21 protein-coding genes are annotated in these 26,667 nt (G+C 60.7%); 8 read left to right on the top strand and 13 right to left on the bottom strand.

Features of this window, described 5'->3' with window-relative positions:
- Position 1: 1 nt before the first annotated feature.
- Positions 2 to 172 carry a hypothetical protein gene (locus tag ACIQTW_RS07365; protein ID WP_178994140.1) on the bottom strand — a complete coding sequence of 57 codons (171 nt, stop codon included), beginning with the start codon at positions 170 to 172 and terminating at the stop codon, positions 2 to 4.
- 425 nt (positions 173 to 597) lie between these two features.
- Between ACIQTW_RS07365 and ACIQTW_RS07360 the strand changes: the two genes are divergently transcribed.
- Positions 598 to 2,631 (top strand): rhamnogalacturonan lyase, encoded by a 2,034-nt coding sequence (locus ACIQTW_RS07360; protein ID WP_402935458.1) that lies wholly within the window; start codon positions 598 to 600, stop codon positions 2,629 to 2,631.
- A gap of 99 nt (positions 2,632 to 2,730) precedes the next feature.
- Here ACIQTW_RS07360 and ACIQTW_RS07355 read toward each other — a convergent pair whose 3' ends face one another.
- The 4 genes from ACIQTW_RS07355 to ACIQTW_RS07340 form a co-directional block, all read right to left on the bottom strand.
- On the bottom strand, positions 2,731 to 3,477 hold the full coding sequence (locus ACIQTW_RS07355; RefSeq protein WP_402935455.1) for an SRPBCC family protein: 747 nt from the start codon (positions 3,475 to 3,477) through the stop codon (positions 2,731 to 2,733).
- Between the two features lie 93 nt (positions 3,478 to 3,570).
- Positions 3,571 to 4,803 carry an amidohydrolase family protein gene (locus ACIQTW_RS07350; RefSeq protein WP_402935452.1) on the bottom strand — a complete coding sequence of 411 codons (1,233 nt, stop codon included), beginning with the start codon at positions 4,801 to 4,803 and terminating at the stop codon, positions 3,571 to 3,573.
- A 1-nt stretch (position 4,804) separates the two neighbouring features.
- Positions 4,805 to 5,299, bottom strand: a complete 495-nt coding sequence (locus ACIQTW_RS07345) for a GAF domain-containing protein (RefSeq protein WP_402936266.1) — start codon at positions 5,297 to 5,299, stop codon at positions 4,805 to 4,807.
- Between the two features lie 5 nt (positions 5,300 to 5,304).
- Positions 5,305 to 6,693, bottom strand: a complete 1,389-nt coding sequence (locus ACIQTW_RS07340; RefSeq protein WP_402935449.1) for an MFS transporter — start codon at positions 6,691 to 6,693, stop codon at positions 5,305 to 5,307.
- A 108-nt stretch (positions 6,694 to 6,801) separates the two neighbouring features.
- On the opposite strand from ACIQTW_RS07340, the gene ACIQTW_RS07335 reads away from it, so the two are divergent.
- The 4 genes from ACIQTW_RS07335 (at position 6,802) to ACIQTW_RS07320 (ending at position 9,265) form a co-directional block, all read left to right on the top strand.
- Positions 6,802 to 7,680 carry a MurR/RpiR family transcriptional regulator gene (locus ACIQTW_RS07335; protein WP_402935447.1) on the top strand — a complete coding sequence of 293 codons (879 nt, stop codon included), beginning with the start codon at positions 6,802 to 6,804 and terminating at the stop codon, positions 7,678 to 7,680.
- 48 nt (positions 7,681 to 7,728) lie between these two features.
- A complete protein-coding gene (locus ACIQTW_RS07330) occupies positions 7,729 to 8,091 on the top strand; it encodes an ArsR/SmtB family transcription factor (protein WP_402935444.1) in 363 nt (120 codons plus the stop codon).
- Positions 8,088 to 8,585 (top strand): SRPBCC domain-containing protein, encoded by a 498-nt coding sequence (locus ACIQTW_RS07325; protein WP_402935441.1) that lies wholly within the window; start codon positions 8,088 to 8,090, stop codon positions 8,583 to 8,585. The genes ACIQTW_RS07330 and ACIQTW_RS07325 overlap by 4 nt, the downstream gene beginning before the upstream one ends.
- 101 nt (positions 8,586 to 8,686) lie before the next feature.
- Complete coding sequence (locus ACIQTW_RS07320) at positions 8,687 to 9,265, top strand: adenylate kinase (RefSeq protein ID WP_402935438.1); 579 nt, start codon at positions 8,687 to 8,689, stop codon at positions 9,263 to 9,265.
- 11 nt (positions 9,266 to 9,276) lie between these two features.
- Here ACIQTW_RS07320 and ACIQTW_RS07315 read toward each other — a convergent pair whose 3' ends face one another.
- From ACIQTW_RS07315 to ACIQTW_RS07290, 6 genes are all read right to left on the bottom strand, one after another.
- On the bottom strand, positions 9,277 to 10,035 hold the full coding sequence (locus tag ACIQTW_RS07315) for a glycosyltransferase (RefSeq protein WP_402935435.1): 759 nt from the start codon (positions 10,033 to 10,035) through the stop codon (positions 9,277 to 9,279).
- Positions 10,036 to 10,037: 2 nt separating this feature from the next.
- Positions 10,038 to 11,402 (bottom strand): PIG-L family deacetylase, encoded by a 1,365-nt coding sequence (locus ACIQTW_RS07310; protein ID WP_402935432.1) that lies wholly within the window; start codon positions 11,400 to 11,402, stop codon positions 10,038 to 10,040.
- Positions 11,396 to 12,499: an acyl-CoA dehydrogenase family protein gene (locus ACIQTW_RS07305; RefSeq protein WP_402935429.1), complete on the bottom strand. Its 1,104-nt coding sequence runs from the start codon at positions 12,497 to 12,499 to the stop codon at positions 11,396 to 11,398. The genes ACIQTW_RS07310 and ACIQTW_RS07305 overlap by 7 nt, the downstream gene beginning before the upstream one ends.
- Before the next feature lie 102 nt (positions 12,500 to 12,601).
- Entirely contained in the window at positions 12,602 to 14,692 is a 2,091-nt protein-coding gene (locus ACIQTW_RS07300) for an FG-GAP-like repeat-containing protein (RefSeq protein ID WP_402935426.1), read from the bottom strand.
- 217 nt (positions 14,693 to 14,909) lie between these two features.
- The gene (locus tag ACIQTW_RS07295; protein WP_402935423.1) at positions 14,910 to 17,048 is read right to left on the bottom strand and encodes an FG-GAP-like repeat-containing protein; all 2,139 of its coding nucleotides are present in this window, start codon (positions 17,046 to 17,048) and stop codon (positions 14,910 to 14,912) included.
- 194 nt (positions 17,049 to 17,242) lie between these two features.
- Positions 17,243 to 19,387 carry an FG-GAP-like repeat-containing protein gene (locus ACIQTW_RS07290; RefSeq protein WP_402935420.1) on the bottom strand — a complete coding sequence of 715 codons (2,145 nt, stop codon included), beginning with the start codon at positions 19,385 to 19,387 and terminating at the stop codon, positions 17,243 to 17,245.
- A 293-nt stretch (positions 19,388 to 19,680) separates the two neighbouring features.
- On the opposite strand from ACIQTW_RS07290, the gene ACIQTW_RS07285 reads away from it, so the two are divergent.
- Positions 19,681 to 21,963, top strand: coding sequence for a SulP family inorganic anion transporter (locus ACIQTW_RS07285; protein ID WP_402935417.1), 2,283 nt, complete (start codon positions 19,681 to 19,683; stop codon positions 21,961 to 21,963).
- 247 nt (positions 21,964 to 22,210) lie between these two features.
- Positions 22,211 to 22,807, top strand: a complete 597-nt coding sequence (locus ACIQTW_RS07280) for a DUF1992 domain-containing protein (RefSeq protein WP_402935414.1) — start codon at positions 22,211 to 22,213, stop codon at positions 22,805 to 22,807.
- A 139-nt stretch (positions 22,808 to 22,946) separates the two neighbouring features.
- On the opposite strand, the gene ACIQTW_RS07275 is transcribed toward ACIQTW_RS07280, so the two are convergent.
- Positions 22,947 to 24,272: an ammonium transporter gene (locus ACIQTW_RS07275; RefSeq protein ID WP_402936264.1), complete on the bottom strand. Its 1,326-nt coding sequence runs from the start codon at positions 24,270 to 24,272 to the stop codon at positions 22,947 to 22,949.
- A gap of 173 nt (positions 24,273 to 24,445) precedes the next feature.
- Entirely contained in the window at positions 24,446 to 25,672 is a 1,227-nt protein-coding gene (locus ACIQTW_RS07270; RefSeq protein ID WP_402936262.1) for an MFS transporter, read from the bottom strand.
- 166 nt (positions 25,673 to 25,838) lie between these two features.
- On the opposite strand from ACIQTW_RS07270, the gene ACIQTW_RS07265 reads away from it, so the two are divergent.
- The gene (locus ACIQTW_RS07265; RefSeq protein ID WP_402935411.1) at positions 25,839 to 26,570 is read left to right on the top strand and encodes a glutamine amidotransferase; all 732 of its coding nucleotides are present in this window, start codon (positions 25,839 to 25,841) and stop codon (positions 26,568 to 26,570) included.
- Positions 26,571 to 26,667 lie beyond the last annotated feature (97 nt).

The raw sequence follows: 26,667 nt of genomic DNA, 5'->3' as shown, positions 1-26,667 counted from the left end.
CTTAGCGGTTCAGGCTGACCGTGAAGGTCTTGGGCCCGCTCAGGGTAACTGCGATTCCGCAGTTTTCGGCGGCAGCGCGGTGTGAGAGGGATTCGATGGCGGCATCGATGGTGTGGTCGATTGCCGACTTGTCCCAGATTTTCAGCGTGATGGAGTCAGTATGTGTCGTCATTGTCAGTACTTTCACTCAGGCCGTAAACAGCCCCAAGCTTCTTCGCAGGGGCCGCATCCTCGTCGGTGAGGATTGCTGATTCAGCTTGTATGGGAACGAATTCCCTCATTCATGGTTCATGCTGCCCACCACGGTTGACAAGTAAATCCGGCTAAGTGTGACCGATTACACGTTGCTTATGACTCCGTGTAACCGCCAAGGGTGACGGTACAAAACCGAACATTCCCCACCGAAATCTCACAGTCATTTCGCGTCAGGCTCTTGACCGCGTGATTCACGCGCTGGTAAACCTTGTGAGCGGAAAGCGTTTTCTCGCAGCGTTACACCATCGCCCGATGATCGAAGGCGGTTCTGTTCGGCATTTGTGAAACGTTCCAATCCAGGTGTGCAGACCTACTGCCACCCAGCATCAAAGGAGATGTTCTTTGGCTTACCCCTCGAAATGTTCCTACCGCAGTACCCGTGGCCGTGCATGGAAGGCCGTCCCCATGGCGGCCTCCGCTTCACTCGCTGCCGCAGCCATCGCACTGACGGGCATCCCGCTGGCTCAAGCAGCCCCCGCCCAGCTCCCGCAAGCAGCGCAAGCCGGCCTCCCCGGCGTCGTTCCTGCCGTTGAGGATCCATCCACCCTGAAGCGGCAAGTGGAGAACCTGGACCGGGCACCGGTTGCTGTCCTGACGGATCAGGGCGTCACGCTGAGCTGGCGCATGCTCGGCCTGGACAAGGACAGCGTCGGTTTCCAAGTCCTGCGCGACGGGGTAAACATCACCCCGGAACCGATCCGAAGCGCAACAATGTTCGTGGACCCCGATGGAACGGCCGACTCCAGGTACGTCATCAAAACCGTCGGCAACGGGCAGGGCGAGACCAAACTGACCGAAGCCGTCAGGCCGCTTGCGCAGAACTACGTGGCCATCACGTTGGACAAGCCGGCTGATGGAGTGACCCCTGACGGGAAGCCTTACAGCTACTCCGCCAACGATGCGACTGTCGCGGACCTCGACGGTGACGGAAAGTACGAGGTTATTCAAACTTGGGCACCGTCCAACGCCAAGGACAACTCCCAGTCCGGATACGCGGGCAACGTCTACGTGGACGCCTACAAGCTGGATGGCACCAAGCTCTGGCGCATTGACCTGGGCCGCAACATCCGCGCCGGCGCGCATTACACCCAGGTTTTGGCCTACGACTTCGACGGCGATGGCAAGGCTGAGGTTTCCCTCAAGACAGCGGACGGTTCCAGGGATGCCGCCGGAACGGTCATCGGAAACGCCGACGCCGACTTCCGCAACAGTGCCGGTTACATCCTTTCCGGTCCTGAATTCCTCACCGTCTTCAAGGGCGAGGACGGCACCATCATGGACACCGTGGCCTACGAGCCCCCGCGTGGCGCCGTCGGCGGTTGGGGCGACAACTACGGCAATCGCGTAGACCGCTTCCTGGCCGGAGTGGCATACCTTGACGGTGAGCATCCATCCATGATGGTCAGCCGCGGCTACTACACGCGTACCGTCCTGGTCACCTACGATCTGGTGGACGGCAAGCTCGTGAAGCGCTGGACCTTCGATTCGAACCTTGCCGGGGATGAATACAAGGGGCAGGGTAACCACAACCTATCCGTTGCCGACGTGGACCAGGACGGCAAAGACGAGTTCGTCTTCGGTTCCATGACCATCGACGACAATGGCCAGCCTCTTTACAACACCAAGCTTGGCCATGGCGATGCCATACACACCAGCGACCTCGACCCGTCCAGGCCCGGGCTGGAGACGTTCGCCGTCCACGAAAGCATGAGCCAGAGCGGCAACCGGGGAGCAACATTCCGCGATGCGGCTACCGGTGAAGTCCTCTGGAGCATCCCCGCGGCCAGGGACACCGGTCGCGGTGCGGCAGGTGACATTGATCCCCGCCATGCCGGGGCGGAAGGATGGGCTGTCGGAGGTACGGCCGCGTGGGATTCACCCGTTGGCCAGTTGGTATCGGCCAAGGGCGAGCTGATCGCCGGGAAGATTCCCGCCGCGAACTTCCTGGCATGGTGGGATGGGGACCTGCTCCGCGAAATTGTGGATCACGACTATGACGCAACGTTGTCCCGCGGCGTTCCCACCATCTCCAAATGGAACTGGGAAACCGAGTCCAGCGATCGGCTCCTGACTGCCGAAGGTGCACGCAGTAACAACACCACCAAGGGCAATCCCTCAATCCAAGCGGACATCCTGGGTGACTGGCGCGAAGAGATCGCCTGGCCCTCCACCGACAGCAGCGAGTTGCGGATCTACACCACCACGGCTCCCACCGAGGTTCGCCTGCGGACCCTGATGCATGACACGGTCTACCGCACAGCTGTGGCCCGCGAAAACGTCGCCTACAACCAGCCTCCGCACCCGAGCTTCTTCATTGGTGAGGGCATGCCGGCTCCGGCGATTCCCGCGGTCGTCTACACGGGGACCCAAAAGTAGCCGGTTCCCTGCTGGCGCAGGCCCTCTAACAACAGTCTGCTTAACAAGTGAGTGCCGCCCGGGTCGTGTTGAACCCGGGCGGCGTTCGATATTTGGGGCTTACCGTTGTCCCGGCAGCCAGCCGCTCTGGGGCGGTATGAAGCCTGGGCCGCGGTCTTCGTCTTTCTGCCGTTCGGCGGCGCTGCGGGTGTCGCTGTCGGCGGTTTCGTCGGAGTCGCCATCCAAGTCAGCCAGTCCGTTGGTCTGGTCGAAGGGGTGGGTGATGGGATCGACGATCGGTGGCGAATCCGAGGTGGGGGTGCCTGAAGTGCCAGTGCCGGAAGTCCCGGTGCCGGAAGTGCCGGTGGCGGCAGCCCCGCTGGTTGCGGTGCCGGTGCCGGTGGCGCTGGCCGTGGTGGTTGACCCCGTGGTCTCGACGCCGGTCTCCGGTGCCTGCTTCTCGATGTACTCCTTGAACTTCTTCAAGTCTGACTCAGCCTGCCTTTCAACAATGTGCAACTTGTCTCCCAGGAATTCGAGGACGCCGTGCGGTTCGTATTCCAAGGACAGATGCAGTGACGTCTGGCTGGGGCCCGCCTCCTTGAAATCAACCCAGCCGGCATTCTTGGCACCCTCGACGGCGGCCCAGGCCACAGCGCGGTCTACGTCCTGCTGAACGATCTTGGCTTCCCAGCGGCGGTGGACGCCAGCGATCTCGGCCACCCATTCAAGCCTGTCGTCGCTGAGTCGTGTCACGCGCTCCACCCCGCCCATGAAGTGCGGAAACTCCTCGAACTTGGTCCATTGCCTGTAGGCCGTACTGACCGGAACGTTGACCATGATGGTCTTGTTCACTTTCGTGGTCATCATGTCCTCCTATTCGATATTGATCAGCATACTTACATTATCGAGCTTTGTGGAGGGTAATAACAGGTCCGTGCGGGGGTGCAGAAGCAGAAGCTAGGAGATCACCCGGCCATTCTGAATGAGGTACTCAAGGTGCTCTGAAATGTCGGCCAGCACGGAAATATCCGCCACAGGGTCGGCCCCAAGGACCAGCATGTCGGCGTCCGCGCCAGGCGAGATCACGCCAAGTTCACCTTCGCGCTCAAGCAGCATGGTCGCCGTCGTGGTTGCGGAGCGGATGGCGTCGATTGCCGGCTGGACTTTCCCGAGCAGCCTGAACTGCTCGTTCTGGTGCCGATGCATCCCGCCCAGGAGGTCGGAGCCGAAGGCCATTTTGACGCCCGCTTCATGGGCGCGGGCGATCGCTTCGAGCCCGCTGGTGAGTACTGAATCCACTTTGGCCCACATTTCCTCCGTAAGCCCGAATTCCTTGCCTTCTTCCTTCAGTGCCCAGTAGGTGACGAGCGTCGGGACCAGGAAAGCGTCCTTTTCCAGGAACAGCTTGAGGCTCTCATCGTCCAAGAGGTTGCCGTGTTCGATCGAGCGGACGCCTGCTTCGAGGGCGCGGTTGATGGCGCGGGCGGTGTAGGCGTGGGCAGCAACGTAGCGGTTGGCGGCTTGGGCCTCTTCCACCGCAGCGCGCATCTCTTCCATGGAGTACTGGGTGGAGTCGATGCGGTCCGTGGGAGAGGAGACGCCGCCGGAGGCCATGATCTTGATGTGATGGGCGCCCTTACGGATCTCGTCGCGAGCGGCAGCGCGGACTGCATCCACGCCGTCGGCCACGCGGCCGATGCCGCAACAGCCCCGCCCGTTGGGGTCGTGGTCTTCGCCGGGCAGGCGCATATCGCCGTGACCGCCGGTCTGGCTGAGTGCGTGTCCGCAGAAGTGGATCTTCGGACCCTCAAGCAGACCTTCTTCCTGAGCCATGGCCAGTCCAAAATCGGCGCCGGACAGGTCTCGGACAGTCGTGAAGCCGCGACGCAGCATTTGTCCCATGATCCGGGCTGTCTGCGCATAAACGTATGACGCCGGCGTGTAGGTGAGCGAACGGAAATCGGCACTGGATGCCACCACGTGGACGTGGGCGTCGATCAGTCCGGGGATGACGAACTTTCCGGTGCCGTCGATGACCCGTGCGCCGGAAGGTGCTTCGGCATCCGGAGCGACGCTGCTGATCTTCCCGTCAACACTCACGACGTCGGCAGTGGAGTAGGTGCCCGCCTCGACGTCCAGGACGCTCGCGTTGCGGATGACCAGCGGGGTGGTTTCTGGGGTGGTGCTCACTTTAAGCGGTGTCCTTCGCAGGGTTTTCGGAGGTTTCGGGGATTTCGGTGGTGTGCGCTTCAAAGGCGCGAACCAGTTCAGCCCGGTTCGCGTTGATGACGCTGACGGCGGTTTCCACACTTTCCTGCGTGTATTTGCCTTCAGCATCCAAGAGCGCCAGAACGCCCACAACGTTGTGCTGTTGGTCGAGGACGGGCACATTGATGACGGCGCCGCAGCCCAGTTGGTGGATGAGTCCGGAGTCTGAAAAGACTTCCCGGAGTGCTTCCGGATTGGCCGCGAGGAAAGGCTCCTTGTCCTCGATGACCGTCCCCAACCAGCCGGGGGAGATCTCTACGGTCTTCTCGCCACCTACCGGATATTCGGCCGGATGGCTGGTGAAAAGTCGTTTGAGGCTGGACCGTTCCGAAATCCACTGCAGCGCGGTGAACAGGATGACTCCTGGTTCCTTCTGCATTGCCTCGAAGGTTTGCTGGAAGACTGCGTCCCTCTTCATGGCGTTCACTTGCTTCCTGCTGCTGCTGGATCGTGTTCGGCGCGGGCGTTGATGTCTTCCAGCGACTTGCCGGCTGTGGACGCGCCGAAGATGACGACGCCTAGGACACCGATGGTCAGCACCACCGTCGTCATGGTGAACACTCCACCGAAGCCCAGGGAAGCGGCGAAGATGCCGATGATGGACGGAGCCAGGATGCTGCCGATGCGGCCTACCGCGCTGGCCAGGCCGACTCCCGTGGCACGCATCCAGGTGGGGAAGAGCTCCGGAGTGTAGGCGTAGACGCCGGCGTACGTGCCGTTGAGGAAGAAGGACAACGTTGCGGCCGCCATCAGGATCATGCCGGAATCGTTGGATTGGCTCAGCCAGAACGCGCTGATGGCTGATCCCGCCAGGTAAAGGGCGATGGTGTTCTTGCGGTCAATCCGGTCACACAACCAAGCCGCGGAGAAGTAACCGGGGATTTGGGCCAGGTAGATGAGGATCGAGAACTCGAAGCTCTTGGTGATGGTAATGCCGCGGCCTACAAGGAGGGTGGGAATCCATGAGAAGAAGCCGTAGTAGGAGAACGTGATGACGAACCAGATCAGCCAGATCACCGCAGTGCGGCGGCGCATGGCCCTGGACCACATGAATTTGAGGGCGTTCCAGATGCTGATTTTCTGCTCGTGCTTGGTGATCTCTTCCTCGGCGGGCGGCAGGGCGGCGAGTGGTTTGCCGGTGGCCTTCACAACGCTTTGCTCAAAGCGATCCACCACTTCCGTGGCCTCTGCGATGCGACCGCGGCTGATGAGATACCGGGGGGATTCCGGCAGGCTGCGTCGCCACCAGAGAAGGAGAAGGATGGGAATTGCAGTGATGACCTGCGCCCAGCGCCAGCCGTCCTCGCCCAACGGGACAACGAAGCGACCGATGAGGGCGGCGCCCACGAAGCCGAAGGAGAAGAAACCGGCCAGGGTTCCGATGAACCAGCCTCGACGCTTCGGTGGGATGAACTCGGAGAGGAACGGTGCAATGATCACGCTTTCAGCGCCTGCACCCAAACCTGCAAAGATCCGTGCAATGAGGAAGATTTCAAAGTTGGGGGCCATGGCTGCCACCACTGACATGACGCAGTAGAAGGCAAGTGCCCAGAGCATGACCTTCTTACGGCCAAAGCGGTCGCCCATCCACCCGGCCAAGATCGCGCCGAAGAAGAAGCCGAGCGGGGCTGCCGAGCCAACCAATCCAAGGCTTGCAGTGCTGAGGCCCCACAGTTCCTGGATGCGCGGGAGCAGGAATGCGACAACTGCCCCGTCCATACCGTCGAATGAGTAGCCGAGGCCTCCGATGAGGAGAAGCTTGTAGTGTGGTCGACTGAGAGCCAGACGATCCAAGCGTGCTGTGAGAGACATGGTGATTCCTGCCAAAGTGGGCCAAGTTGTACATTTTTAGGAATATGCACGGATCTGTGCAGAAGCGATGTATCGAAGTTACGGCCAAAGTGTGAGGTAGGTCAATAGGTGGAAGAAGATTTCGACTCGTCGACGTTGACTGAGTGGCTGGATAGTCGTGTGCAAGGACGCAAGCTTGCCGCCCGCCAGCTGCAGGTGATTGGGATCCTTCGGTCGCAGCCCCGCTTGGCCTCCTACGGTTCCGTCAGTGACATCGCAGCGGTTGCCGCCTCAAATGCCTCCACGGTGACTCGAACCGCGCAAACACTGGGGTTCAAGGGGTGGGCGGACTTCCAGTTCGAGCTCAGATCCCGGTTTCTGGCGTCACTCAGCGCAGTGGAAGTTGCTGCCGAACACAACGGCCACATCAGCAGTCCTGCACAGGCTGCGGTGTCCACCGACCGGGCCAATCTGGCTCATTTTGAGCGCACCTTGGACGCCGACACGCTTCACAATATTGCGAAGGCAATAGCTGGTGCACGGCAAACTTTCATCATCGCGGCTGGAAGCTACGCCATCCCCGGCAAAGCGCTGGAGCACAACGCGATCATCGCTGGATACAACGTCCGGCTCCTCGATGCAGATGTCGCTGCCCTCACCAACGCCATTGCACGGCTCGGTGCAGAGGATCTGGTGATCGCCATCAGTCTCTGGCGGGTTTATGACAGCACCATGCGGGCCGTCGATATCGCCCACACTCTGGGCACGCCCATCGTCTCCATCACGGACAGTGCCGGTTCGCCGGTCGCAGTGCACGCTAACCACAGGATTGTAGTGCCCACGGAGGGTGCCGGATTCTTCCCATCCCTGACAGGTGCGGTGGCCGCTGTCCAGGCGATCGCCGTCGAACTTGCCTCCTTGGACCGCGAACGCTCCAACCAGAACATCGCCGCCTCGGAGCGGACCTGGGACCAGATGCGCATCATGCATCCCCGCTCAAGTTCCTAATCCAGAACCATTGACTTCGCCCGTCAGCCGGCGATATCGTACAACCAAATGGTTGTAGATCAGCTCAAGACAAAACCCTCGGACGCCGAAACCGACCGCCTGTTCCACGCGTTGGCAGATGCGACGCGCAGGGACATCGTGGCCCGGGTGACGGCGGGGGAGTACTCGGTCTCCGGGCTCGCCGCGCTCTACACCATGAGTTTCGCGGCCGTGCAAAAACATGTCGCGGTCCTGGAACGGGCCTCCCTGGTCACCAAGGAAAAACGTGGGAGGGAGCAGATTGTGCACGGAAATCACGAGGGGCTGCAAAAAGCCCGGCACCTGTTGGATCAACTCGAAATGATCTGGCGGCAACGCGCCGGCCGGATCGCGGACATACTCGCCGAAGATGATGAAAGGGATCTGCCATGACTGTTGTCAGCGTGAACAAGGATGTTGAGGCCCTGAGCTTCAGCATCGTTTCTGAATTCGATGCCGACGTGAAGCGCGTCTGGAGGATCTGGGAAGACCCCCGGCAGCTTGAGCGTTGGTGGGGACCGCCCACCTGGCCCGCCACTTTTGAGACGCATGAATTCACCGTTGGCGGGAAGGCCGCCTACTACATGACCGGGCCGGACGGCACCAAGGCGCGGGGCTGGTGGAAGTTCACCGCCATCAACGCCCCGGACCACCTTGAGTTCGACGACGGCTTCGCGGACGAGCAAGGTGCGCCTGTGGATGAACTCGGTATCACTCACGCCACCGTGAAGCTCGAACCCTTGGACAATCGCACTCGAATGACCATCACCTCCACCTTTGAGTCCGAGGAACAGATGCAGAAGATGGCCGAGATGGGCATGGAAGAAGGAATGCGCGAAGCCATCGAGCAGATCGATGGGGTTCTGACCGAAACAGCTAACGCCTGACGGCTGAACCACCGGCAAAAAGATGCCGACGACGGCGGGTGCCTCCCGCCGTCGTCGGCGTATGGTTAAGTCCCGGCTGCCTCTCGAAACGGACCAGTGTCATGGCGCGATTGATCATCATGGGCCCTCCGGGATCCGGCAAAGGCACGCAGGCGGAGCACATCGCGCGGCATTTTGGGATCCCTTCCATTTCTACGGGTGAGCTGTTCCGCGCCCACGTCCGCGACAAGACGGAGCTGGGCGCTGAAGCCAGCGGATATATGGATCGCGGCGAGTTTGTGCCGGACCACGTCACCACGGCAATGCTCAGGGTGCGGCTGGAAGAAGCCGATGCCGCGGCCGGTTTCCTCTTGGACGGCTATCCCAGGACCGTCATCCAGATTGGTGCGCTGGACGAGATTCTCGCTGATCGGCACCAAGCCCTTGAAGTGGTCCTCGAGCTAACGGGTTCCGATGATGAACTCATTGCCCGGATGCTGCTCCGAGCACAGGAAGAGGGGCGCGCCGATGACACGGAACCCGTGATTCAACGCCGTCTGGAGCTGTACCGGGACGAGACGCAACCAGTGCTGACGGCGTACTCACACCGCGGGATTCTGCTCACCCTTGATGGATCAGGGCAACGGGAAACGATTACGAAGGCAGCGATTGCCGCTTTGGAGGGGGCGCTGAGGGGCTAGACGCTGGCCGGTCAGCCGCGGGCGGCAGTCGGAAGTCCGGCAGGCGGCAGCTCAGCTGCAAGGGAGCGCAGATACGCGGCGAATCCTTCCGGAGCGCGCGCGTGTGTCCGCCCCGAGGTCAAGACGCGGAGGCTGTCCGTTGCCGTGACCGCAAAACCATGCCGGCGGAGCCGTTCCACCAGGACGCGGTCTTCGTGGGTGCGCAGCGCTGGGAAGCCGCCTGCCTTGAGATAGGCCGATGCGCGGATGCCCAGATTGGCGCCATAAATGTGCTGGTGATCCTCCCGAAACGGGTGGAGCTCCAGCCAACGACGATGGACGGCGGGATCCATGTCCTCCGGGTCGGGTTCCACCGTTCCAAGGATGGCGTCCGCTCCCGCGTTTGCCAGTTCCACTTGCCGTGTCAACCAATGTTGCGGAACGGTGGAATCGGCGTCTGTGGTGGCCAGCCAAATACCTTCCGTTCCGATAGCCGGCAGGCATTCCAATGCTGTGCGGAAACCGAACTCCCGACTCGCCCCCGTGCTTCGCAGCTTGACGTTGACCACGCGGAAGCGAGCATCATTGGAGACGTGCGCGGCGGTGATCTCGGCCGAACGGTCACTGCAGTTATCCAGGATCACAACGATCTTGGCTTCCATGGCTCGGTGTTGCCGTTCCAGCACATCAGCGGCCGTCTTCAGCGCGAGCAGGGCTTTGCCGATGTGTTGTTCCTCGTTATGCGCAGGCATCACCACTCCCACGCTCTTGATATCGCGTCCCCCGGGCACGGTTATCCTGCCCTGCCCGGGGCGAGAAGGACCTCCAGCATGAAATCCTTCTCGCGGTAGAGTCCCTGCGTTGACCAACCGGGTTGGTTGCGAGCCATCGCATGGACCGCCTCCGCATCCAGTTCCCATCCAGAGATGGGATGGCGCCAATGACACAGGAGCAGTGTGCCGCCGCGCAGGGTGGATGCTTCAATATGGGCCAGTAGCTCCGTGAGCTCGTCCGGCGAAAGGTAATAGCCCGTCTCGGACAACACCACCAGATCGAACGTACCCTCGGGCCACTCGCCGGGCATTGTGAGGTGTCTTGCCTCCGCGGACGGGAACCTGGAAAGCCGCTCAGTTGCCTGGGCAAGGGCCGCACTGCTGGCGTCCACAGCCAGGAAGTGACCGCAACGTTTTGCGAGTTCCTCACTGAGGATGCCAATGGAGCACCCTATTTCCAGACCGGATTCATAAGACTCCTCCGGAAGTGCGGCCAGGGTCAACGCCCTTTTGCGCCGTTCGTACCAGCTGGTGGTGTAGCTCCAAGGATCCTCGGCCTTGGAGTGGACCTCATCGAAGATCCGCTCCGCGTCGGCTGCCGTGTTGGTGCCGACCTGGGAGGGATGCCAGGCGAACGTTTCCCACGGCCGTTGGAAATGCTCGAGGAAAGTGTCCGACAACAGCGTCTCATCGCCCGGTTTACTGGACAGCGGCTGCGTTTGCGAGGCGTGGGCGCTCATGGCGTTGGCCTTGGCTTGCTGTTCGTGGTTGTTCAATGGCAACCGAACCCACGACTCCCACGTTGCGTCATCCGGTCGTGACCATAGCCAGTACCAGATGGGATATTCCAGAAGCCCGTGGCCATCCTCGGTTGCAACTTCCGCGGCCAGAGTGCCCAAAACGTCATGGTCAGTGTGCCCGTCAGCACGGTACGGGGCCACGAGTACTACGTTCTCCGCGGCGTGGTCGAAGGACATGATGGCTTCCCTGACGGCTTGGGCGATGACGTCGGCGTGAGCCGCAAGTTGCCCATCGGGAAGTTCCAGAAACCGCCATGTAGCGCTGGGAGCCAGCCCGGACACTGCGGTGTCGAACTCCGTAAGCCTGACAGCGGCAAGCTGTTCCGGCGTCGTGGTTTGCGAGTCCGGGTGCGACGCTTCTCCTGCTGTGCAGAGCAAGATCTGCACTGCAGCTCCGGCTGCATGAAGTTTGGACAGGAAGCCACCGGCGCCAAGGGATTCGTCGTCCGGGTGCGCGGCGAGCACCACAAATGCCATGCTGGCGAGTTCTGACTGATCCAGCGGCAGTTCCGGCAAGGCGGCAGCTCCGCTGGCGGCCCATTCCGACTCCGATGTGCCGGTGTCCGTGTGCGAGAAAGCTACCATCCGCGGTCCCCTTTCAGGGCTAGTGCGCCCAGCTGGGCATCGTCCCGCATGGCGTGATGCTGCCTGATGTATAACGACAGGTCCGCCATGCGCTTTCCGTACGCCTCGTTGAAAGCCAGAGGCCCGGGACCTAGGTTTTGTGACACCAGCATTTGAACACGCTCGACGGCGGCGGCAACAGTTCCGCGGATGCGGAGGGCTTCGCTCCAAGCGCTCGGACCGTCAGGATCTGAGCCCTCCAACTCGCCGGAGTCGATGCGTTCTGCGGCGACTGCAAGGTGTCCGGTAGCGGACGTGATGAGACGATCGATTTCGCCCAGGGAAGCCAGCGCAATCTGGTCGGGTTCGCGGCCGTTGTCTGCGGCTTTGTTGAGGGCGGCCGCAAAATCGCGAGCCACCGCGACGGTGCCACCCAGCCAGCATGCAGCCACGCCCATGCCACCCCATGAGAAGCCGGGACGCTTGAAGTACCAGTCCTCATGACCCACGGGCTGGGCTGCGACCTGGTCAAAATGGACTGTCCCGCTGGGGATTTCCTGCAGGCCGCGGCTGGTCCACTGAGGCGTTTCGCAGGTAACTCCCGGGGCCTTCAGGTCCACGGCGAAGGCTTGCCTGCTGTTGTCTCCAGAGTGGGCGGTGATCACGGCATGGTCCAGCTGGGCGGCCAGCGAACACCACGGCTTTGATCCGTTGAGCACGTAGTCGCCGTCAGCGTTGCTCTTGGCCTCAAGCTTCATTCCGGGGCCTTCCGCTGCGAAGACCCCCCAGGCCCCTTGGCGTTCGCCTTCGGCGTCGGCTGGGGCACCGGCGTCCGCTCCGGCTCCGGCTTGGCCGAGGATCGCCAGGGCATCGAGGTGCGGTTCGAGCACTCGACCCGCGGCAACGTCCACAGCTGTTACGGAGGCCAGGAGCTCCCAGAGCTTGGCGGTGTTTCCCTCGCCGGGCTTCGGAGTTGTGCGCCCGATGTCCTTGGCAATGGCCAGCAATGCCGGTACATCGCCCACTGCCATCCGCACTCTTTCAAGCACGGGCTCCAAAGCTTGCAGCTGCGCGGGCTCGGAACTGATGCGGACGGGCTGGGCTTTGGAGTCGCTCATGAGACCCAGCCTATTCTAAGGAGCCTTAGGGTCTTGCCATCCGGTTAAAGCAAACGACGGCGGGAGGTTCCCGCCGTCGTCCGCTTTGCTTTGTTTTGGGTGCTAAATGATCAGGTTCATGGCGTTCCAGCCGGACCCGACCAGCCCGCGGGGGAGCCAGCCTCCTTGGCCGTTGCTGGGGTAGAGCCACAGGGCGCCTCCGGCGTCACGGGCCAGGAGATCCACGTTGCCGTCGCCGTTGAAGTCGCCGGGACCGACGATTGCGGTCATAGCGTTCCAGCCCCAACCGATGGTCGCAGAGTTCCAAATCTGGATATCCGAGTTCTTATAGCCGGGTCTCAAAATCAGTGACCCCTGAGCGTCTTTCGAAATAACGTCTTGAAAGCCATCCTTGGTGAAATCGCCGGGGCCAATGTACTTATCTGTGGCCGGTCCCCACCAATGGTCTATCTCACGGGGCGGCAGCCAACCACCGGTGCCATTACCTGGGTATACGCGGAAGTAACCCCAGGAAGTGCTGGCCAAAATGTCCGGATTGCCGTCGAGGTTGAAATCGCCGACCGCCGTGACTGCAGTCATTCCGTTCCAGCCTTGTCCCACTTGGACACGGGCAAGCCAGCCGCCCCGCCCGTTGCCGGGGTACATCCACATAATCCCGGCGGAGTCGTGCGCCAAAAGGTCGGCATTGCCGTCCCCGCTGAAATCTCCGGGGGCAACAATGCTGGTCATGACGTTCCAGCCCTGGCCAACTTGCGTCCGAGGTAACCATCCGCCATACCCATTGCCGGGATACAGCCAGAGGGCCCCGCCGCCATCCCTTGCGAGAACGTCGGCCCTCCTATCGCCGGTGAAATCATGCCGAACTTCAGTGGGCTTTACGGTGACTGCAAAGGTTGAGGTTACGGCGTCGGGGCTGATTCCGTTGGAAGCGGTAACTGTGAAGGAGGAGGTGCCTACAGTGGTGGGAATACCGCTTAAGAGGCCGGCGACATCAAGTGATAAACCCGCAGGCAGAGTGCCAGCGGAAACGCGGAATTTGGGGGTCAACGAGCCCTGAGCAGCGAACTGATGCTCGTAGTAGGAGCCGACTCTGCCCGTCGTCGGCGGAGGGGCGGATGAAAATCTTGGAGCCACGTTCCGGCCATCCACAACATCGACTCGTTCTGTATTTGAGATGTAGATTTTGTTCGACTTGGCATTAATGGCAATAGCGCCAGGGTAGCCACCTTCATTGCGAACTATTCCTGTTGCCATCGTTTTGGCGTCGACGACACCGACTGAACCGTTGCTGCCTGAAACGTAGATCTTGTTCGTTGCTTCGTTCAGGGCTGTGTGCACCGGGTAGGCGCCAGCGGTAAAGGATTCTGCGGTATTGGTAGCACCATCAATGCGCGTCATTGCACTGGGAGATGATTGATGTGCTACAAAGATCTGATTTGTCGTGCTGTTGATTTCGATGTGCTTTGGATTTGCCTTCACTGGAAACGCTGTGGCCGTGTCCGTTGCGCCGTCGATGACTGAAATACTCCCGGGCTTCATATAGTTGCCCGATGAGAGGGCTGCGTAGGCCTTTCCGGTCACAGTGTTAACTTCAAGGGCATCAATGTAGGTGAGCTCTTGGTCGGAAGTTCCAACAATAAGTGCGGTCAGGCGAGAGGTTGTGAGATCGAGTACAGCAATCTTATCTATCCGACAGTTGATATACAGCTTGTTGTTGGTAGGGTTCAGGGCCAGCGCCTGAGCAGGGCACAACATAGGGATCGTGGTCATGGAGTTGTTGCCACCATCGATGACCACCGTGGTGGTACTTGCTGGGATATAGATACGGTTGGTCGCCTCGTTAAGGAGCAACTTTTCGCTGAATCCACCGGTCTGGATGGTGGTGAAGGCGTTTGTTGCGCCGTCAATGACCGTAACGTAGCCGTCGCTGTGGCCCACGTAGATCTTGTTGGTTTTGGAGTTGACCACCGCCGTCTCCGGATTGGGGCGGGTTATCAGTACCTTGGGCTGATTGGTGGCTCCGTCGATCACGGAAACGGTCTGACTATCTTTATTGGGCACATAGATCTTGTTGGTGACCGGGTTGACCGCAAGGTTGGACGGTCTCAGTCCAGCAGGGACCGTTGCAACCACAACGTCAGCCTTGGCTGGCGCCGCCGCTATGCCCACCAAGACCGTTGCGGCGGTTGCCACGGCTACAACCACAGCGGAAAGTCGACGACCGACTTTTTTGGCAGATAACGTAGAAAAGCCCAGAGCAGCCAAAGGCTCGACCCCCATAATTCAGTGCGCGACCGTCGCGTCAACCTGCGAAGTTTATATGGCGAAGGGCCGATACGTGGCATCGGCAGACGAAAGCGAACGACGGCGGGAGGTTCCCGCCGTCGTCCGCTTTGCTTTGTTTTGGGTGCTAGATGATCAGGTTCATGGCGTTCCAGCCGGACCCGACCAGCCCGCGGGGGAGCCAGCCTCCTTGGCCATTGCTGGGGTAGAGCCACAGTGCGCCTCCGGCTTCGCGGGCCAGGAGATCCACGTTGCCGTCACCGTTGAAGTCGCCGGGGCCCACGATTGCGGTCATGGCGTTCCAGCCATAGCCGATGGTCGCAGAGTTCCAATCCTGGAAATCAGAGTTTTTGTAACCCGGGTGCAAATTAAGGGTGCCTGCCGAGTCCGTAAATAGAAGGTCTTGGAAGCCGTCCTTGTTGAAATCACCCGGTGCTATGAAAGCGTTCGCCCCATGCCACATTGAACCTGGTGATCGTTGAGGGAGCCAGCCTCCTTGACCATTTCCGGGGAATATGATCATTCCTCCCCATATAGTGCGGGCAATAATGTCCGGGTTTCCGTCGAGGGTGAAATCGCCGACTGCTGCCACCCGATCCATGGTGTTCCATCCATATCCCACCGCGATTCCTGGCAGCCACCCACCACCGCCATTCCCGGGATATAGCCATAGAGTCCCGCCCTTATCGCTTGCAAGCAAATCTGCTTTTCCGTCGCCGCTGAAATCTCCGGGGGCAACGATCGCAGTCATCACGTTCCAGCCTTGGCCCACCTGTGCGCGGGGCAGCCATCCGCCGTGGCCGTTCCCAGGGTAGAGCCAGAGACCTCCGCTGCCGTCTCGAGCAAGAACATCGGTTCTTCCATCGCCGGTGTAGTCGTGCCTGATGTCCTGACTCTTGACGGCGACTGAAAGTGTGGATGTTAGCGCTTCCGGATTTGTTCCATTCGATGAAGCCACTTTGAAGTAGAAGGAGCCCGCTGTTCTAGGAATCCCTGAAAGAAGCCCGGCATCATTCAAGGCCAACCCCGGAGGAAGGGTTCCTGCGGAGACGCGGAATCGGGGAGTCAAGGAACCCTTTGCGGCAAACTGATACTCGTAAAAGGAACCGACTTGGCCTTTGGTTGGCGGTGTCGCTGATGTAAAGCTTGGAGGTACAGAGCTGCCATCAATAACGTTCACTGTCTCATAATTCGAAACGTAGATTTTGTTGGTCTTTTTGTTGATGGCGATGGCACTCGGATTATTTTGATTTTGTCGAATCTGCCCTGAGACCATCGACGTCGTGTCAAGTGCAGCCAAGTACCCGTTGTGTCCGGAAATATAGAGCTTGTTCGTAGCATCGTTGACAGCCATGTGCGTGACTGTTGCACCTAGAGGAAACGACGTGGAAGCATTCGTGCCGCCGTCAATACGCGTCACTCCGCGGTTGCCCGCCGCATGGGTTGCATAAACGTGGTTTGTCGTCTCGTTGATGGCAATTTGGTTAGGGTATGCGGCCACCGAAATTGTCGAAACGACGTCCGTTGCACCGTCAATTACTGAGATGCTGCCGGGCGTTGTCCAGCTCTTGGATGAATGGGCGACGTATACCCTATTGGTTACGCGATTCACCTTGATGTCCTCAATCCAGGTGGTGTCGCCGTCAGGCGAAGCCAGCTCGATGAGCGTTGTATGGGAGGTCGCAAGATCGATTACTGCGAAGTCCTCGAGCTTAGTGGTGACGTAGATTTTATTGGCTGAAGTATTGATAGCCAGGCTATTCGCGTAGATCCCAATAGGGATGGAGCTCATCGCATTGGTAGCTCCATCGATAACGATGATGCTGGGACCAGCAGGAACGTACACGCGATTCCTCGCCTCATCGAGGACCAAGCCAGCGCTGAATCCACCAGTCTGGATGGTGGTGAAGGCGTTTGTTGCTCCATCAATGACGGTAATGTAGCCGTCGCTGTGGCCTACGTAGATCTTGTTGGTTGTGGAGTTGATTACTGCGGTCTCAGGATTGGGACGGGTTATCAGTACCTTGGGCTGGTTGGTGGCTCCGTCGATCACGGAAACGGTCTGACTGTCCTTGTTGGGCACATAGATCTTGTTTGTGACCGTGTTAACCGCAAGGTTGGACGGTCGCAATCCGGCCGGGACTGTTGTAACCACAACGTCAGCCTTGGCTGGCGCTGCCGCTATTCCCACCAATACTGTTGCGGCGGTTGCCGCTGCCACAACTACGGCGGAAAGCCGACAGCCGACTTTCTTGGCAGATAGCATAAAAAAACCCAGAGCAGCCAAAGGCTCGACCCCCAAAATTCAGTGCGCGACCATCGCGTCAACCTGCGAAGTTTATACGCCCAGCCACCGATACGTGGCATCTATCACATATGCGACAGTGTTGCTGTCCCCGCGACGAAAGCGAACGACGGCGGGAGGTTCCCGCCGTCGTCCGCTTTGCTTTGTTTTTGGTGCTAGATGATGAGGTTCATGGCGTTCCAGCCGGACCCGACCAGGCCGCGGGGGAGCCAGCCTCCTTGGCCGTTGCTGGGGTAGAGCCAGAGGGCTCCGCCGGCGTCACGGGCCAGGAGGTCCACGTTGCCGTCGCCGTTGAAGTCACCGGGGCCGACTATTGCGGTCATGGCGTTCCAGCCATAGCCGACATGGGTAGGACCGTAGAAATCGTTGAACGGCGATGGGGAACCAGTGTATTCGTGGAGAGTCCCGGGCCCATCAACGGCCAGAAGATCTGGAACACCATCTCTTGAGAAGTCGCCGGGGCCCACTATTGTCGTCAGTACATGCCACCCGTCGGTGGTCCTGGACGGCGAAAGCCAGCTACCTTTGCCGTTGCCCCGGTAGATCCAGAGATAGCTATTCGCGTCACGTGCCACCAAGTCCGCATTTCCGTCCAAGTCGAGGTCCCCGACTGCCGTGATGGCACTCATCGAGTTCCACCCCTGGCCCACATGGATTCTTCCGAACCAGCCGCCCCCGCCGTTGCCGGGGTAAAGCCAGAGCGCGCCGTTGGCATCCCGTGCCAACACATCCGCTTTGCCGTCACCATTAAAGTCTCCGGGGGCCACGATGGACGTCATAACGTTCCAGCCCTGGCCCACATGAACTCGAGGAAGCCAGCCACCGTTGCCCTGACCCGGGTATAGCCATAGATTCCCATTTCCATCGCGGGAAAGAACATCGGGCTTCTTGTCGCCGTTGAAGTCGTGTGTCATGTCTTTGGGCCTGACAGTGATCGTGAACGCTGAACTTACCGCATCAGGCCCATACGTGTTGGTGGCTGCGATGCGGAAGGTAAAGACTCCTGCTGTGGTGGGAATACCAGAGAGATACCCGTCCGGGTTCCACGACTCCAAAGTCAGTCCTGGGGGGAGGGTGCCCTCTGCCACTCTGAATTGCGGAGTAAGTGATCCGGTGGCCGTGAACTTGAACCTATATCGGTCGCCCACCCTGCTGTTGGTCGGGGGTGTGCCGGAAGTTAGTATTGGGCTGACGTTCTTGCCATCGATGATTGTCACGTTACCTTGCGCAGCAGCCACGTAGATTTTATTGTTGGCTTCGCTAATCGCAATTCCCCTAGGGTAGCCAACGCCCTGAATTTTTCCTTCACTGCCGGTCAAGCCATTGAAGACGGAGACATAGCCGCTCGTTCCGCTGGTGGCATAGACCTTATTGGTTGCCTCATTGACCGCAATATCTGCGAAGTAGCTATATTCGCCGACGGGGAAATATTCGATCGTATTTGTTGCACCATCGATCATTGTGAGGTGTGTTCCGGAATGGCTAGCTGCATAGATGCGGTTTGTCTGGCGGTTTATTGCCATGATTCCTGGGTGGGTGCCGGTCTCGACTGGAACGATCTGGACTGTATTGTCCTTGGCGTCCAAGACGGTGATAGTGTCCCCTCCGTGGCCGCCGCTGATGTAGACCTTGTTCGTTGCCTCGTTAAGCACCAGCGAGTCTCCGAAGCCTCCGATGTCGAGGGGTGTCAATACGTTGGTGGCACCATCCAAGACTGTGATTTCCGTACCACTTCCGCCAGCCATGTATACCTTGTTAGTGACCGTATTCAGGGCTAGCGATAGGGCGTATCGTGGGGCTGTCATCGGCACGGTGGTGACGGAGTTGCTGGCTCCATCAATGATCGTTACGCCGTTGGTGTGCGCGGCGTAGATCTTGTTTGTGACAGCATTGACCGCTATGGCTTTCAGTAGCCTCGGAGTCTCAATTTCTGTTGTTGCGTTGGTCGCACCGTCAATGACAGTGATCAGCCCAACGCCCGAGTGGGTGACGTAGACCTTGTTGGTTTTTTCATTTACTGCCATGTCCTCGGGATAGCCGGCCACTGGAATAGTTTTCGCAACCTTGGTGCGTACGTTGACTTTAGTTACAGTCGTGCCCATCCATTGAGCGACGTAAACATCGTCAGTTGTACTATTGAAAACCATCTCACCACTGTTGGGGGCCGGGATCCGGTCCGTGAGAATGTCAGCCTGCGCCGGCCCCACTCCCACTCCCACTCCGACGAGGACGGTAGCCGTCGTCAGCAAGACGAGAAACCCGGCAGCAAGACGCCTCCCCGTGGCACCGACAAAAGACATGGATGTACCCCGAGCAGCCAACGCTCAACCCCCAATAATTCGATTCGCGACTATCGCTTCAACCAGCGAAGTTTACAGCCCGATGCGCACCGTTTGTGATCCGGATCGCATTGAATCATCCAAGCGGCCAAAGCTCCGGACCTTCAACGCACACCACCCCCGCGAAAGTTCCCCTTGGTCTCAACATGAAGCGCATCTTCACAGCCTTTGTCATGCTTGTCACATCTCATTGTCATTAACAGTGACAGATTCCGTAGCTTGGAAGGGTCAGCAGTCCCGAGCTAGGAGAACCAATGCCGCAATCAAACGAAGCCGCCACCGTGCCCGCCGACTCGCACAGCCCGCCGAGAACTAAGCCCGCGTTCCTGAGCAACCTCGGGGCAGACCTTCCCGCGTCACTCGTCGTCTTCCTGGTTGCCCTTCCCCTTTCCCTCGGCATCGCCGCAGCCTCAGGTGCCCCCGTCATGGCCGGCCTCATTTCCGCAGCCGTCGGCGGCATCGTCGCAGGCAGCCTCGGGGGCTCCCCACTACAGGTGAGCGGCCCTGCCGCCGGACTGACCGTCGTCGTTGCCGGTCTGGTTGATGAGTTCGGCTGGCAGGTGACGTGCGCCATCACCGCTGCTGCCGGCGTCGTGCAGCTGCTCATGGGTGTCAGCCGCATTGGCCGGGCGGCGCTGGCGGTGTCGCCGGTGGTGGTCAAGGCGATGCTCGCAGGCATTGGGATTACCATCATCCTCCAGCAGCTCCACGTACTGCTCGGCGGTCAGGCCGCGGGCTCAGCTATCGAAAACCTCACCGGGCTTCCAGCATCCATCACCAATGTTGAGCTCCACTCTGCGCTGCTGGGTCTGGCCGTCGTCGCAATTCTGCTGACGTGGAAGTTCCTCCCCGCAGCGCTGCGGAAAATCCCCGGACCGCTTGCCGCCGTCGTCGCCGTGACAGCCGTTTCCGTGGCGGTCGCACCAAGCGTGGAGCGCATCAGCTTCAGCGGGTCCATCTTCGATGCCATCGCGCTTCCCAGCCTGCCCGAGGGAAACTGGCGGGCCGCGGCCATGGCTGTCATTACCGTGGCACTGATCGCGAGCATCGAGTCGCTTTTGTCAGCCGTCGCTGTGGATAAAATGCATGGCGGCTCGCGCACCAACCTGAACCGCGAACTCGTCGGTCAGGGCTCGGCGAACGTCGTTTCCGGGATGCTCGGCGGGCTCCCGGTAACGGGCGTGATTGTCCGGAGCGCCACCAACGTTGAAGCGGGGGCCAAGAGCCGCACATCGGCCATCCTGCACGGTGTGTGGGTCCTGGTGTTTTCTGCACTCTTTGCCGGCCTCATCCAATTGATTCCTTTGTCCGTGCTCGCGGGTCTGCTGCTGGTCATTGGTGCAAAGCTCATCAAAATTGCCGATATCCGCACCAGCCTCCGCACCGGCGACCTCCTTGTCTACAGCGTCACGCTGGTCTGCGTCGTGGCCCTCAACCTGCTAGAGGGCGTCATCATCGGACTCGCGCTGGCCGCCCTCTGCGTGCTCTGGCGGGTGCTCCGCGCACAAATCCATGCACATGCACCTTCTGCTGAAGCGCTGCCATGGCGCGTCACCATCGCCGGCTCGTGCAGCTTCTTCGCGCTGCCCCGGCTCAACCGCGTCCTCCATTCCGTACCCGAAGGCCAGGACGTGGTGGTGGAACTCAACGCCGACTACCTCGATCACGCCTTCCGCGAAGCCCTGGTCGCCTGGCAAAAGCAGCAGCGCAACACCGGCGCGTCGGTGATCCTCGAAGAACACGGCACCACTGCTTTCAGCGACGCCGAGGACAACACCCCGCAGCGCCAGGACCCGCGCGAATTCCCGCTGCCGCCCCGTACTTCCTGGTTGCCGTCTGGCGACGGTTCAACATCAGAGGACGGCGACGACGGCGGGCAGCTGCCCCTGCGCTCCATCCTCCTGGGCATCGACAAGTATCACCGGCGGCACGCGGACAAGGTCCGTCCGCTGGTGCAGGACCTCACTGAAGGACAGAATCCGGATACGCTTTTTGTTGCCTGCGTGGACTCCCGGGTGAACCCGAACCTGATCACCAGCAGCGGACCGGGTGACCTCCTCACGCTCCGAAACATCGGCAACGTGGTGTGCAACGACGGCAGTGATGCTTCGATCGACTCGACACTTTCCTTCGCCGTCAAGGGGCTGTCCGTGGACTCGATTGTGGTCTGTGGCCACTCCAACTGTGGTGCGATGAAGGCGGTCATTGCCGATGCTGAGGGTGCTCCGGCCGATATGGGCGGCGGCTTCGACGCCTGGCTGGAGCATGCGCGGCCGAGCTACTCCGCGTTGCTTGCCGGGCACCCTGTAGCGCTTGCTGCTTCGGCCGAGGGGTATAGCCGACTCGACCAATTGAGCATGGTTAACGTGGCCCTTCAACTCCGGAAATTGGAAGAACACCCTGTCACCGGCCCTGCCTTGGCTTCCGGTCAAGTGCAGGCCACTGGATTGTTCTACGACATCTGCACGGCCCGGGTTGTCCTGGTGACGCCGGACGGCATTGAGCAACTCGATCCGAGCATGGCCGTCCGCACTTAGCTCCTGGAGCGCCGGGCGGCAGGTTCGGCCACCACCCACTTTGCGCTGCATTCAGCCCCGACACACCGGAATCACGGCGTGTCGGGGCTGCCGCAATTTCAGAGTGGGTGGCAGCGGCACAGGGTTCGCCCGGTTTCAAACAACGAGTGCCGGGGTACGGGGATTAACCACAGCAACGTGCGGAATACTGGACCAGAACCACGATTTCCGGCAGGCGAGGGCTGCCGTGCGAGGAGGTAGCGGGAACGTGAACGCTGAGAACAATGCCTTCAGGCGGAAGCTCGAGCGGGGCGCGGAACTGCGGGCGGTGCGCTCCTGGGGCGGAAATGCCGAGGAAGATGCAGAGCTTGAGGCCGCGGATGCCGAAGAACGCGAGAAACGCCGCAAAGTAGACGACGCTGCCCGGGTTGAGTACCTCATCCGGGACGCCATGAACCAGGGCAAGTTCGACAACCTGAAGTATGCCGGCAAGCCAATCCCAGGCTTGGGGGAGCACTACGATCCCGATTGGTGGGTCAAGGGCCTCATCCAGCGCGAACGGCTGAGCGGGATCGGCCCGCCCGCCATTTTGCTGCGGATCGAGGACTCGGAGCTCGACGCCAAGTTGGACCGGCAGTACACGGACAAGCAGGTCAGGGACACCCTCGAGGACTTCAACAAACGCGTGATCGAGGCGCGTCGCCAGCTGCAGGGTGGACCTCCCGTGATTACCAAGCTCCGTGACGTGGAGGCCGAGGTGGAAAAGTGGCGGGAGCGCAGGGCAGCCGCGTCACCTCCTGAGCCGGAACCCGAATCGCCGGGCAAACGGACGTGGTGGCAGCGTCTCTGGAACGGCTCCGGCTAGCCCAACTGGGTCGCAGTTAATGTCGTTTTGAGACGTCAGAACGACATTAACTGCTACCTACTTGGGTGGGGACGGCACAAACAGCAGCCGACGGCGGGGCTGAACTTCCGCCGTCGGCCGCTGTTTTGTGTGGGGTCCCTTAGGCGAAGCTGTCTTCCTTGGCTTCCGGTGCGGCTGCAGCCGGCTTCCGTGTAATCAGTGCGGACAGGTGAGCCTGCTGTTGGCGGAAGTGGCCGTGGGCGGTGAGGCCGAACTCGTAGGCGGACTCGGCGTGCTGGGTGAGGTCGACGCCGGTGACTTCGTGCTCCAGGGGTACCCGGAATCCGATGGTCTTGTGAATGGCCCGGCCGATCACCAGCGTGCCCAAACCGGACAACGCGATGGTGATCAGAACGGCAACTGTCTGGGCAATGAGTTGCTGCGGGCCGCCACCGTAAAGGAGGCCGCCGGCTGTGCCCTCGGTGGGGAAGGCGATGAAACCCAGAGAAAGTGTGCCGATGACGCCGGCGCCGAAGTGCACGCCCACCACGTCCAGGGAGTCGTCGAAACCGAACCGGTACTTAAGGTCAACGAACCATGCGCAGGCAGCGCCGGCAACAAGGCCCAGTCCAAGCGCGGCCAGCGGGCTGATGTTGGCGCAGGAAGGCGTGATGGCCACCAAGCCAGCCACGACGCCGGACGCCGCACCCAGCGACGTCGGGTGGCCGTGACGGATTTTCTCGACCACGAGCCAGCTGAGCATTGCCGCTGCCGGCGTGACCAGGGTGTTGATCCAGATGAGGCCAGCCTGCTCGGCCGTGGTTGCTGCGCCGCCGTTGAAGCCGAACCAGCCGAACCAGAGGATGGCCGCACCGATCATGATGAACGGCACGTTGTGCGGGCGGTGGTTGGGGTCCTTGGCGAATCCGTGACGCTTTCCCACGATCAGTGCGAGGACGAAAGCGGCGGTTCCTGAGCTGACCTCAACCACTGCGCCGCCGGCGAAGTCGATGACCTGTCCGAAGATTTGGGTCACGGCGCCACCGGCGCTCATGAGGCCGCCACCCCAGATCATGTAGGCCAGCGGGCAGTAAACCACGGTGATCCAGATCGGCACGAACAGTGCCCAGGCGCCGAACTTGGCGCGGTCGGCGATCGCACCGCTGATGAGTGCAACGGTGATGATGGCGAAAGTAGCGGCGAAGCCGGCCTTTATGAGATCGGGCGATCCGATCAGGTCCTGCAGGCCGAAGTGCGCGAAGGGGTTGCCGAACAGACCGAGGAAGCCGTCGCCGGTGGTCATCGAGTAGCCCCACAGGACCCAGACCGCGCCAACGATGCCCGCCGAGATAAAGCTCATCATGATCATGTTGAGCGCAGCCTTGGCTCGGGTCATGCCACCGTAGAAGAGGCCGAGGCCGGGGGTCATGAACAGCACCATTGCCGCCGACAACATCATCCAGACGTGTTGCGCAGAGATCTCCACCTGCGTTCCCTTCTCATTGAGCCTGTCCGAAACGGGGCCGTTGTTCCGGCCCACGCCAACCCCCCGATCAATATTCGGTGAGCTATGTTTCCGACTCAGAAGAGCTAAGTTGCAGGTAAGTTACAGAAATCCCAGGTTCGTGAAGATCACGTCACTGCCATGTTTCAGGAATGTTAACGGCGGTTCTCACGCGGCCCGCTCGGATAGCCACCGCGACGGCTGGCGATGATGATCACCAAGGCGATCGCTGTGGGCAGGGCCGCTGCCAGAGGCACCAATTGGGCACCTACTGTGGTGAGGGCGAAGGCTCCGTAGACAGCCCCAATGGCTATACCAAGTTGGATGGTCACCACGGTGAGCCCGTTGGCAGCATCCTTGTGCTCGCCGCCTGCACGGAGAATCGCAGCCTGGTTGTAAATGCCCACCGCGCCGAACGCGATGCCCCACAGCGTCATTAGCCCGAACGCCCCCACCCAGGTGCCGCCGAGCGCAGGCAGCAGGGCAAACGCAAGGGTCAAGAGTCCGACGGCGGCAATCACCGAGGTGCGTGGGCGGGAGTCAGCTGTCATGCCGGCAATCCAAATACCCACCAGGCTGGCGATTCCCACGACGGACAGGGAAATGCTGGTGGCGGATTCCGGCAGACCGGAGGCGAGCAGGAACGGAGCCACGTAGGTGAATAGTGTGAAGTGGGCCAGCAACAAGAGCGGCCAAGCGATGGCGATGGCGACTACGCCGGGCAGTTTCATGGCTGACCTAAGGGACGGAGTCTTCTGGCTGGCTTGGTCATGCGCCCCCGGAAGAAGCCAGAACGCAAGTACTGCCAGCAGCGCACCAACTCCGGCAAGGACCATGAACGATGCCCGCCACGTCATGAGTGAACCCATCAGCGTTCCAATGGGAGCGCCGACGGCCAACGCGATGCTGTTGCCGCTGAACACAACAGCCATGGCCTTGCCCACGGAATGTGCGGGAACGATACGTGCCACGTACGGCGCCATGCTGGACCACAACATTCCGTGCGCGATGCCGCCAAGGAGCCGCGCCCCGATCGCCCAACCCAATGTGGGGCTGAGCGCCAGGAGCACGTTGCTGAGGGCAAACGCCAGAACAGTGGCGATGAGCAGGGTCTTGCGCGGAACCCGTCCGGCAAGGAACCGGGAGAGCGGCAGGGCCGTGAAGACGATGATTGCCGCATAGACCGCAGTCAGGTAACCCACAGCCGATTCGTCCACTCCCAGGTCCCGGCTGATTTGAGGGAGCAGACCCGAAGGCAGGAGTTCGGTGGTCACCGCGGTGAAACCTGCAGCCGCGAGCACCAAGAGTCCGCCCCACGGTATCTTCTTCAGTTGCTGCGTTTCAGCACGCGACGCCTCGGGCGATGGCGATCCGATGGCCACGGGGTCCTGCTTCAAAGATTTGCTCCTCTGGGATGAGTCATGGGGGTTTCGTAGGGATCCCTACAACGTTATGCAGCCACGGCGATGCGAGGGAGTCTCTGTCAGAAACCCCCTCCCGGTAGCAACACACTTTGTTCGTCAGCCATTCCTCGCGCAGACTGGGCCTGTGAAGCCCTTTCTCTTACTGGCCACCCGCGCCGAGGATGCCGCAGCCGATGATGAGTACCAGGCGTACCTCCGATACTGCGGACTGAAACCGGAGGAATTGGTCCGAATTCGGCTGGAATCCGGGCCTTTGCCGTCCCTTGAGCTGTCCGATTATTCCGGCGTGATCGTGGGCGGCAGCCCTTACACCTCCAGCGATCCTGTGGAGGATAAGAGCGCAGCCCAGATCCGGGTTGAGACGGAACTCTCATCGCTGCTGGACCGGATCGTGGCCGAGGACTTCCCCTTCCTGGGTGCGTGCTACGGGGTTGGGACCTTGGGCGTGCACCAGGGCGCCGTCATCGATCGCCGATTTGGGGAAGCGGTGGGGGCAACCCGGATCACGCTGACCGTCGACGGCGAACGCGATCCCATGCTTCGCGGTGTCCCCCGTACCTTCGAAGCTTTCGTTGGACACAAGGAAGCGTGCAGCAAACTCCCTGAACACGCTGTGCTTCTCGCCAGTTCAGAGGCGTGCCCGGTGCACATGTTCCGGATCAAGAACAACCTCTACGCCACGCAGTTCCACCCCGAATTGGACGCCGACGGCCTCATCACCCGTATCAACATCTACAAGAACGCCGGCTACTTCCCACCCCACACTGCCGATGAACTCATCGAGACGGCCCGCCAGTCATCCGTGACCGAACCCATGCGGGTGCTCAGGAACTTCACGGAGCGCTACGCCTGCTGACCCTTCCTTGATGCGCCCGGTTTGTTGTGGGGCCTGCTCTGCAGCCTTTCGCTGGGGGATACCGGGCAGACCGGGCCTCGCAATGTGGGGTGGGTTT

It is taken from the genome of Paenarthrobacter sp. NPDC090517 (assembly GCF_044769165.1).
Taxonomy (GTDB): Bacteria; Actinomycetota; Actinomycetes; order Actinomycetales; family Micrococcaceae; genus Arthrobacter.
This window is presented reverse-complemented; position numbering and strand designations above follow the sequence as displayed.

What these genes read in the sequence shown, in the direction of transcription:
- ACIQTW_RS07285 (WP_402935417.1), top strand. Translation starts at nt 19,681, where the DNA reads ATGCCGCAATCAAACGAAGCCGCCACCGTGCCCGCCGACTCGCACAGC.
- ACIQTW_RS07290 (WP_402935420.1), bottom strand. Translation starts at nt 19,387, where the DNA reads ATGTCTTTTGTCGGTGCCACGGGGAGGCGTCTTGCTGCCGGGTTTCTC.
- ACIQTW_RS07365 (WP_178994140.1), bottom strand. Translation starts at nt 172, where the DNA reads ATGACGACACATACTGACTCCATCACGCTGAAAATCTGGGACAAGTCG.
- ACIQTW_RS07295 (WP_402935423.1), bottom strand. Translation starts at nt 17,048, where the DNA reads ATGCTATCTGCCAAGAAAGTCGGCTGTCGGCTTTCCGCCGTAGTTGTG.
- ACIQTW_RS07340 (WP_402935449.1), bottom strand. Translation starts at nt 6,693, where the DNA reads ATGTCTCTCACAGCACGCTTGGATCGTCTGGCTCTCAGTCGACCACAC.
- ACIQTW_RS07330 (WP_402935444.1), top strand. Translation starts at nt 7,729, where the DNA reads ATGGTTGTAGATCAGCTCAAGACAAAACCCTCGGACGCCGAAACCGAC.
- ACIQTW_RS07310 (WP_402935432.1), bottom strand. Translation starts at nt 11,402, where the DNA reads ATGGTAGCTTTCTCGCACACGGACACCGGCACATCGGAGTCGGAATGG.
- ACIQTW_RS07345 (WP_402936266.1), bottom strand. Translation starts at nt 5,299, where the DNA reads ATGAAGAGGGACGCAGTCTTCCAGCAAACCTTCGAGGCAATGCAGAAG.
- ACIQTW_RS07305 (WP_402935429.1), bottom strand. Translation starts at nt 12,499, where the DNA reads ATGAGCGACTCCAAAGCCCAGCCCGTCCGCATCAGTTCCGAGCCCGCG.
- ACIQTW_RS07325 (WP_402935441.1), top strand. Translation starts at nt 8,088, where the DNA reads ATGACTGTTGTCAGCGTGAACAAGGATGTTGAGGCCCTGAGCTTCAGC.
- ACIQTW_RS07320 (WP_402935438.1), top strand. Translation starts at nt 8,687, where the DNA reads ATGGCGCGATTGATCATCATGGGCCCTCCGGGATCCGGCAAAGGCACG.
- ACIQTW_RS07355 (WP_402935455.1), bottom strand. Translation starts at nt 3,477, where the DNA reads ATGACCACGAAAGTGAACAAGACCATCATGGTCAACGTTCCGGTCAGT.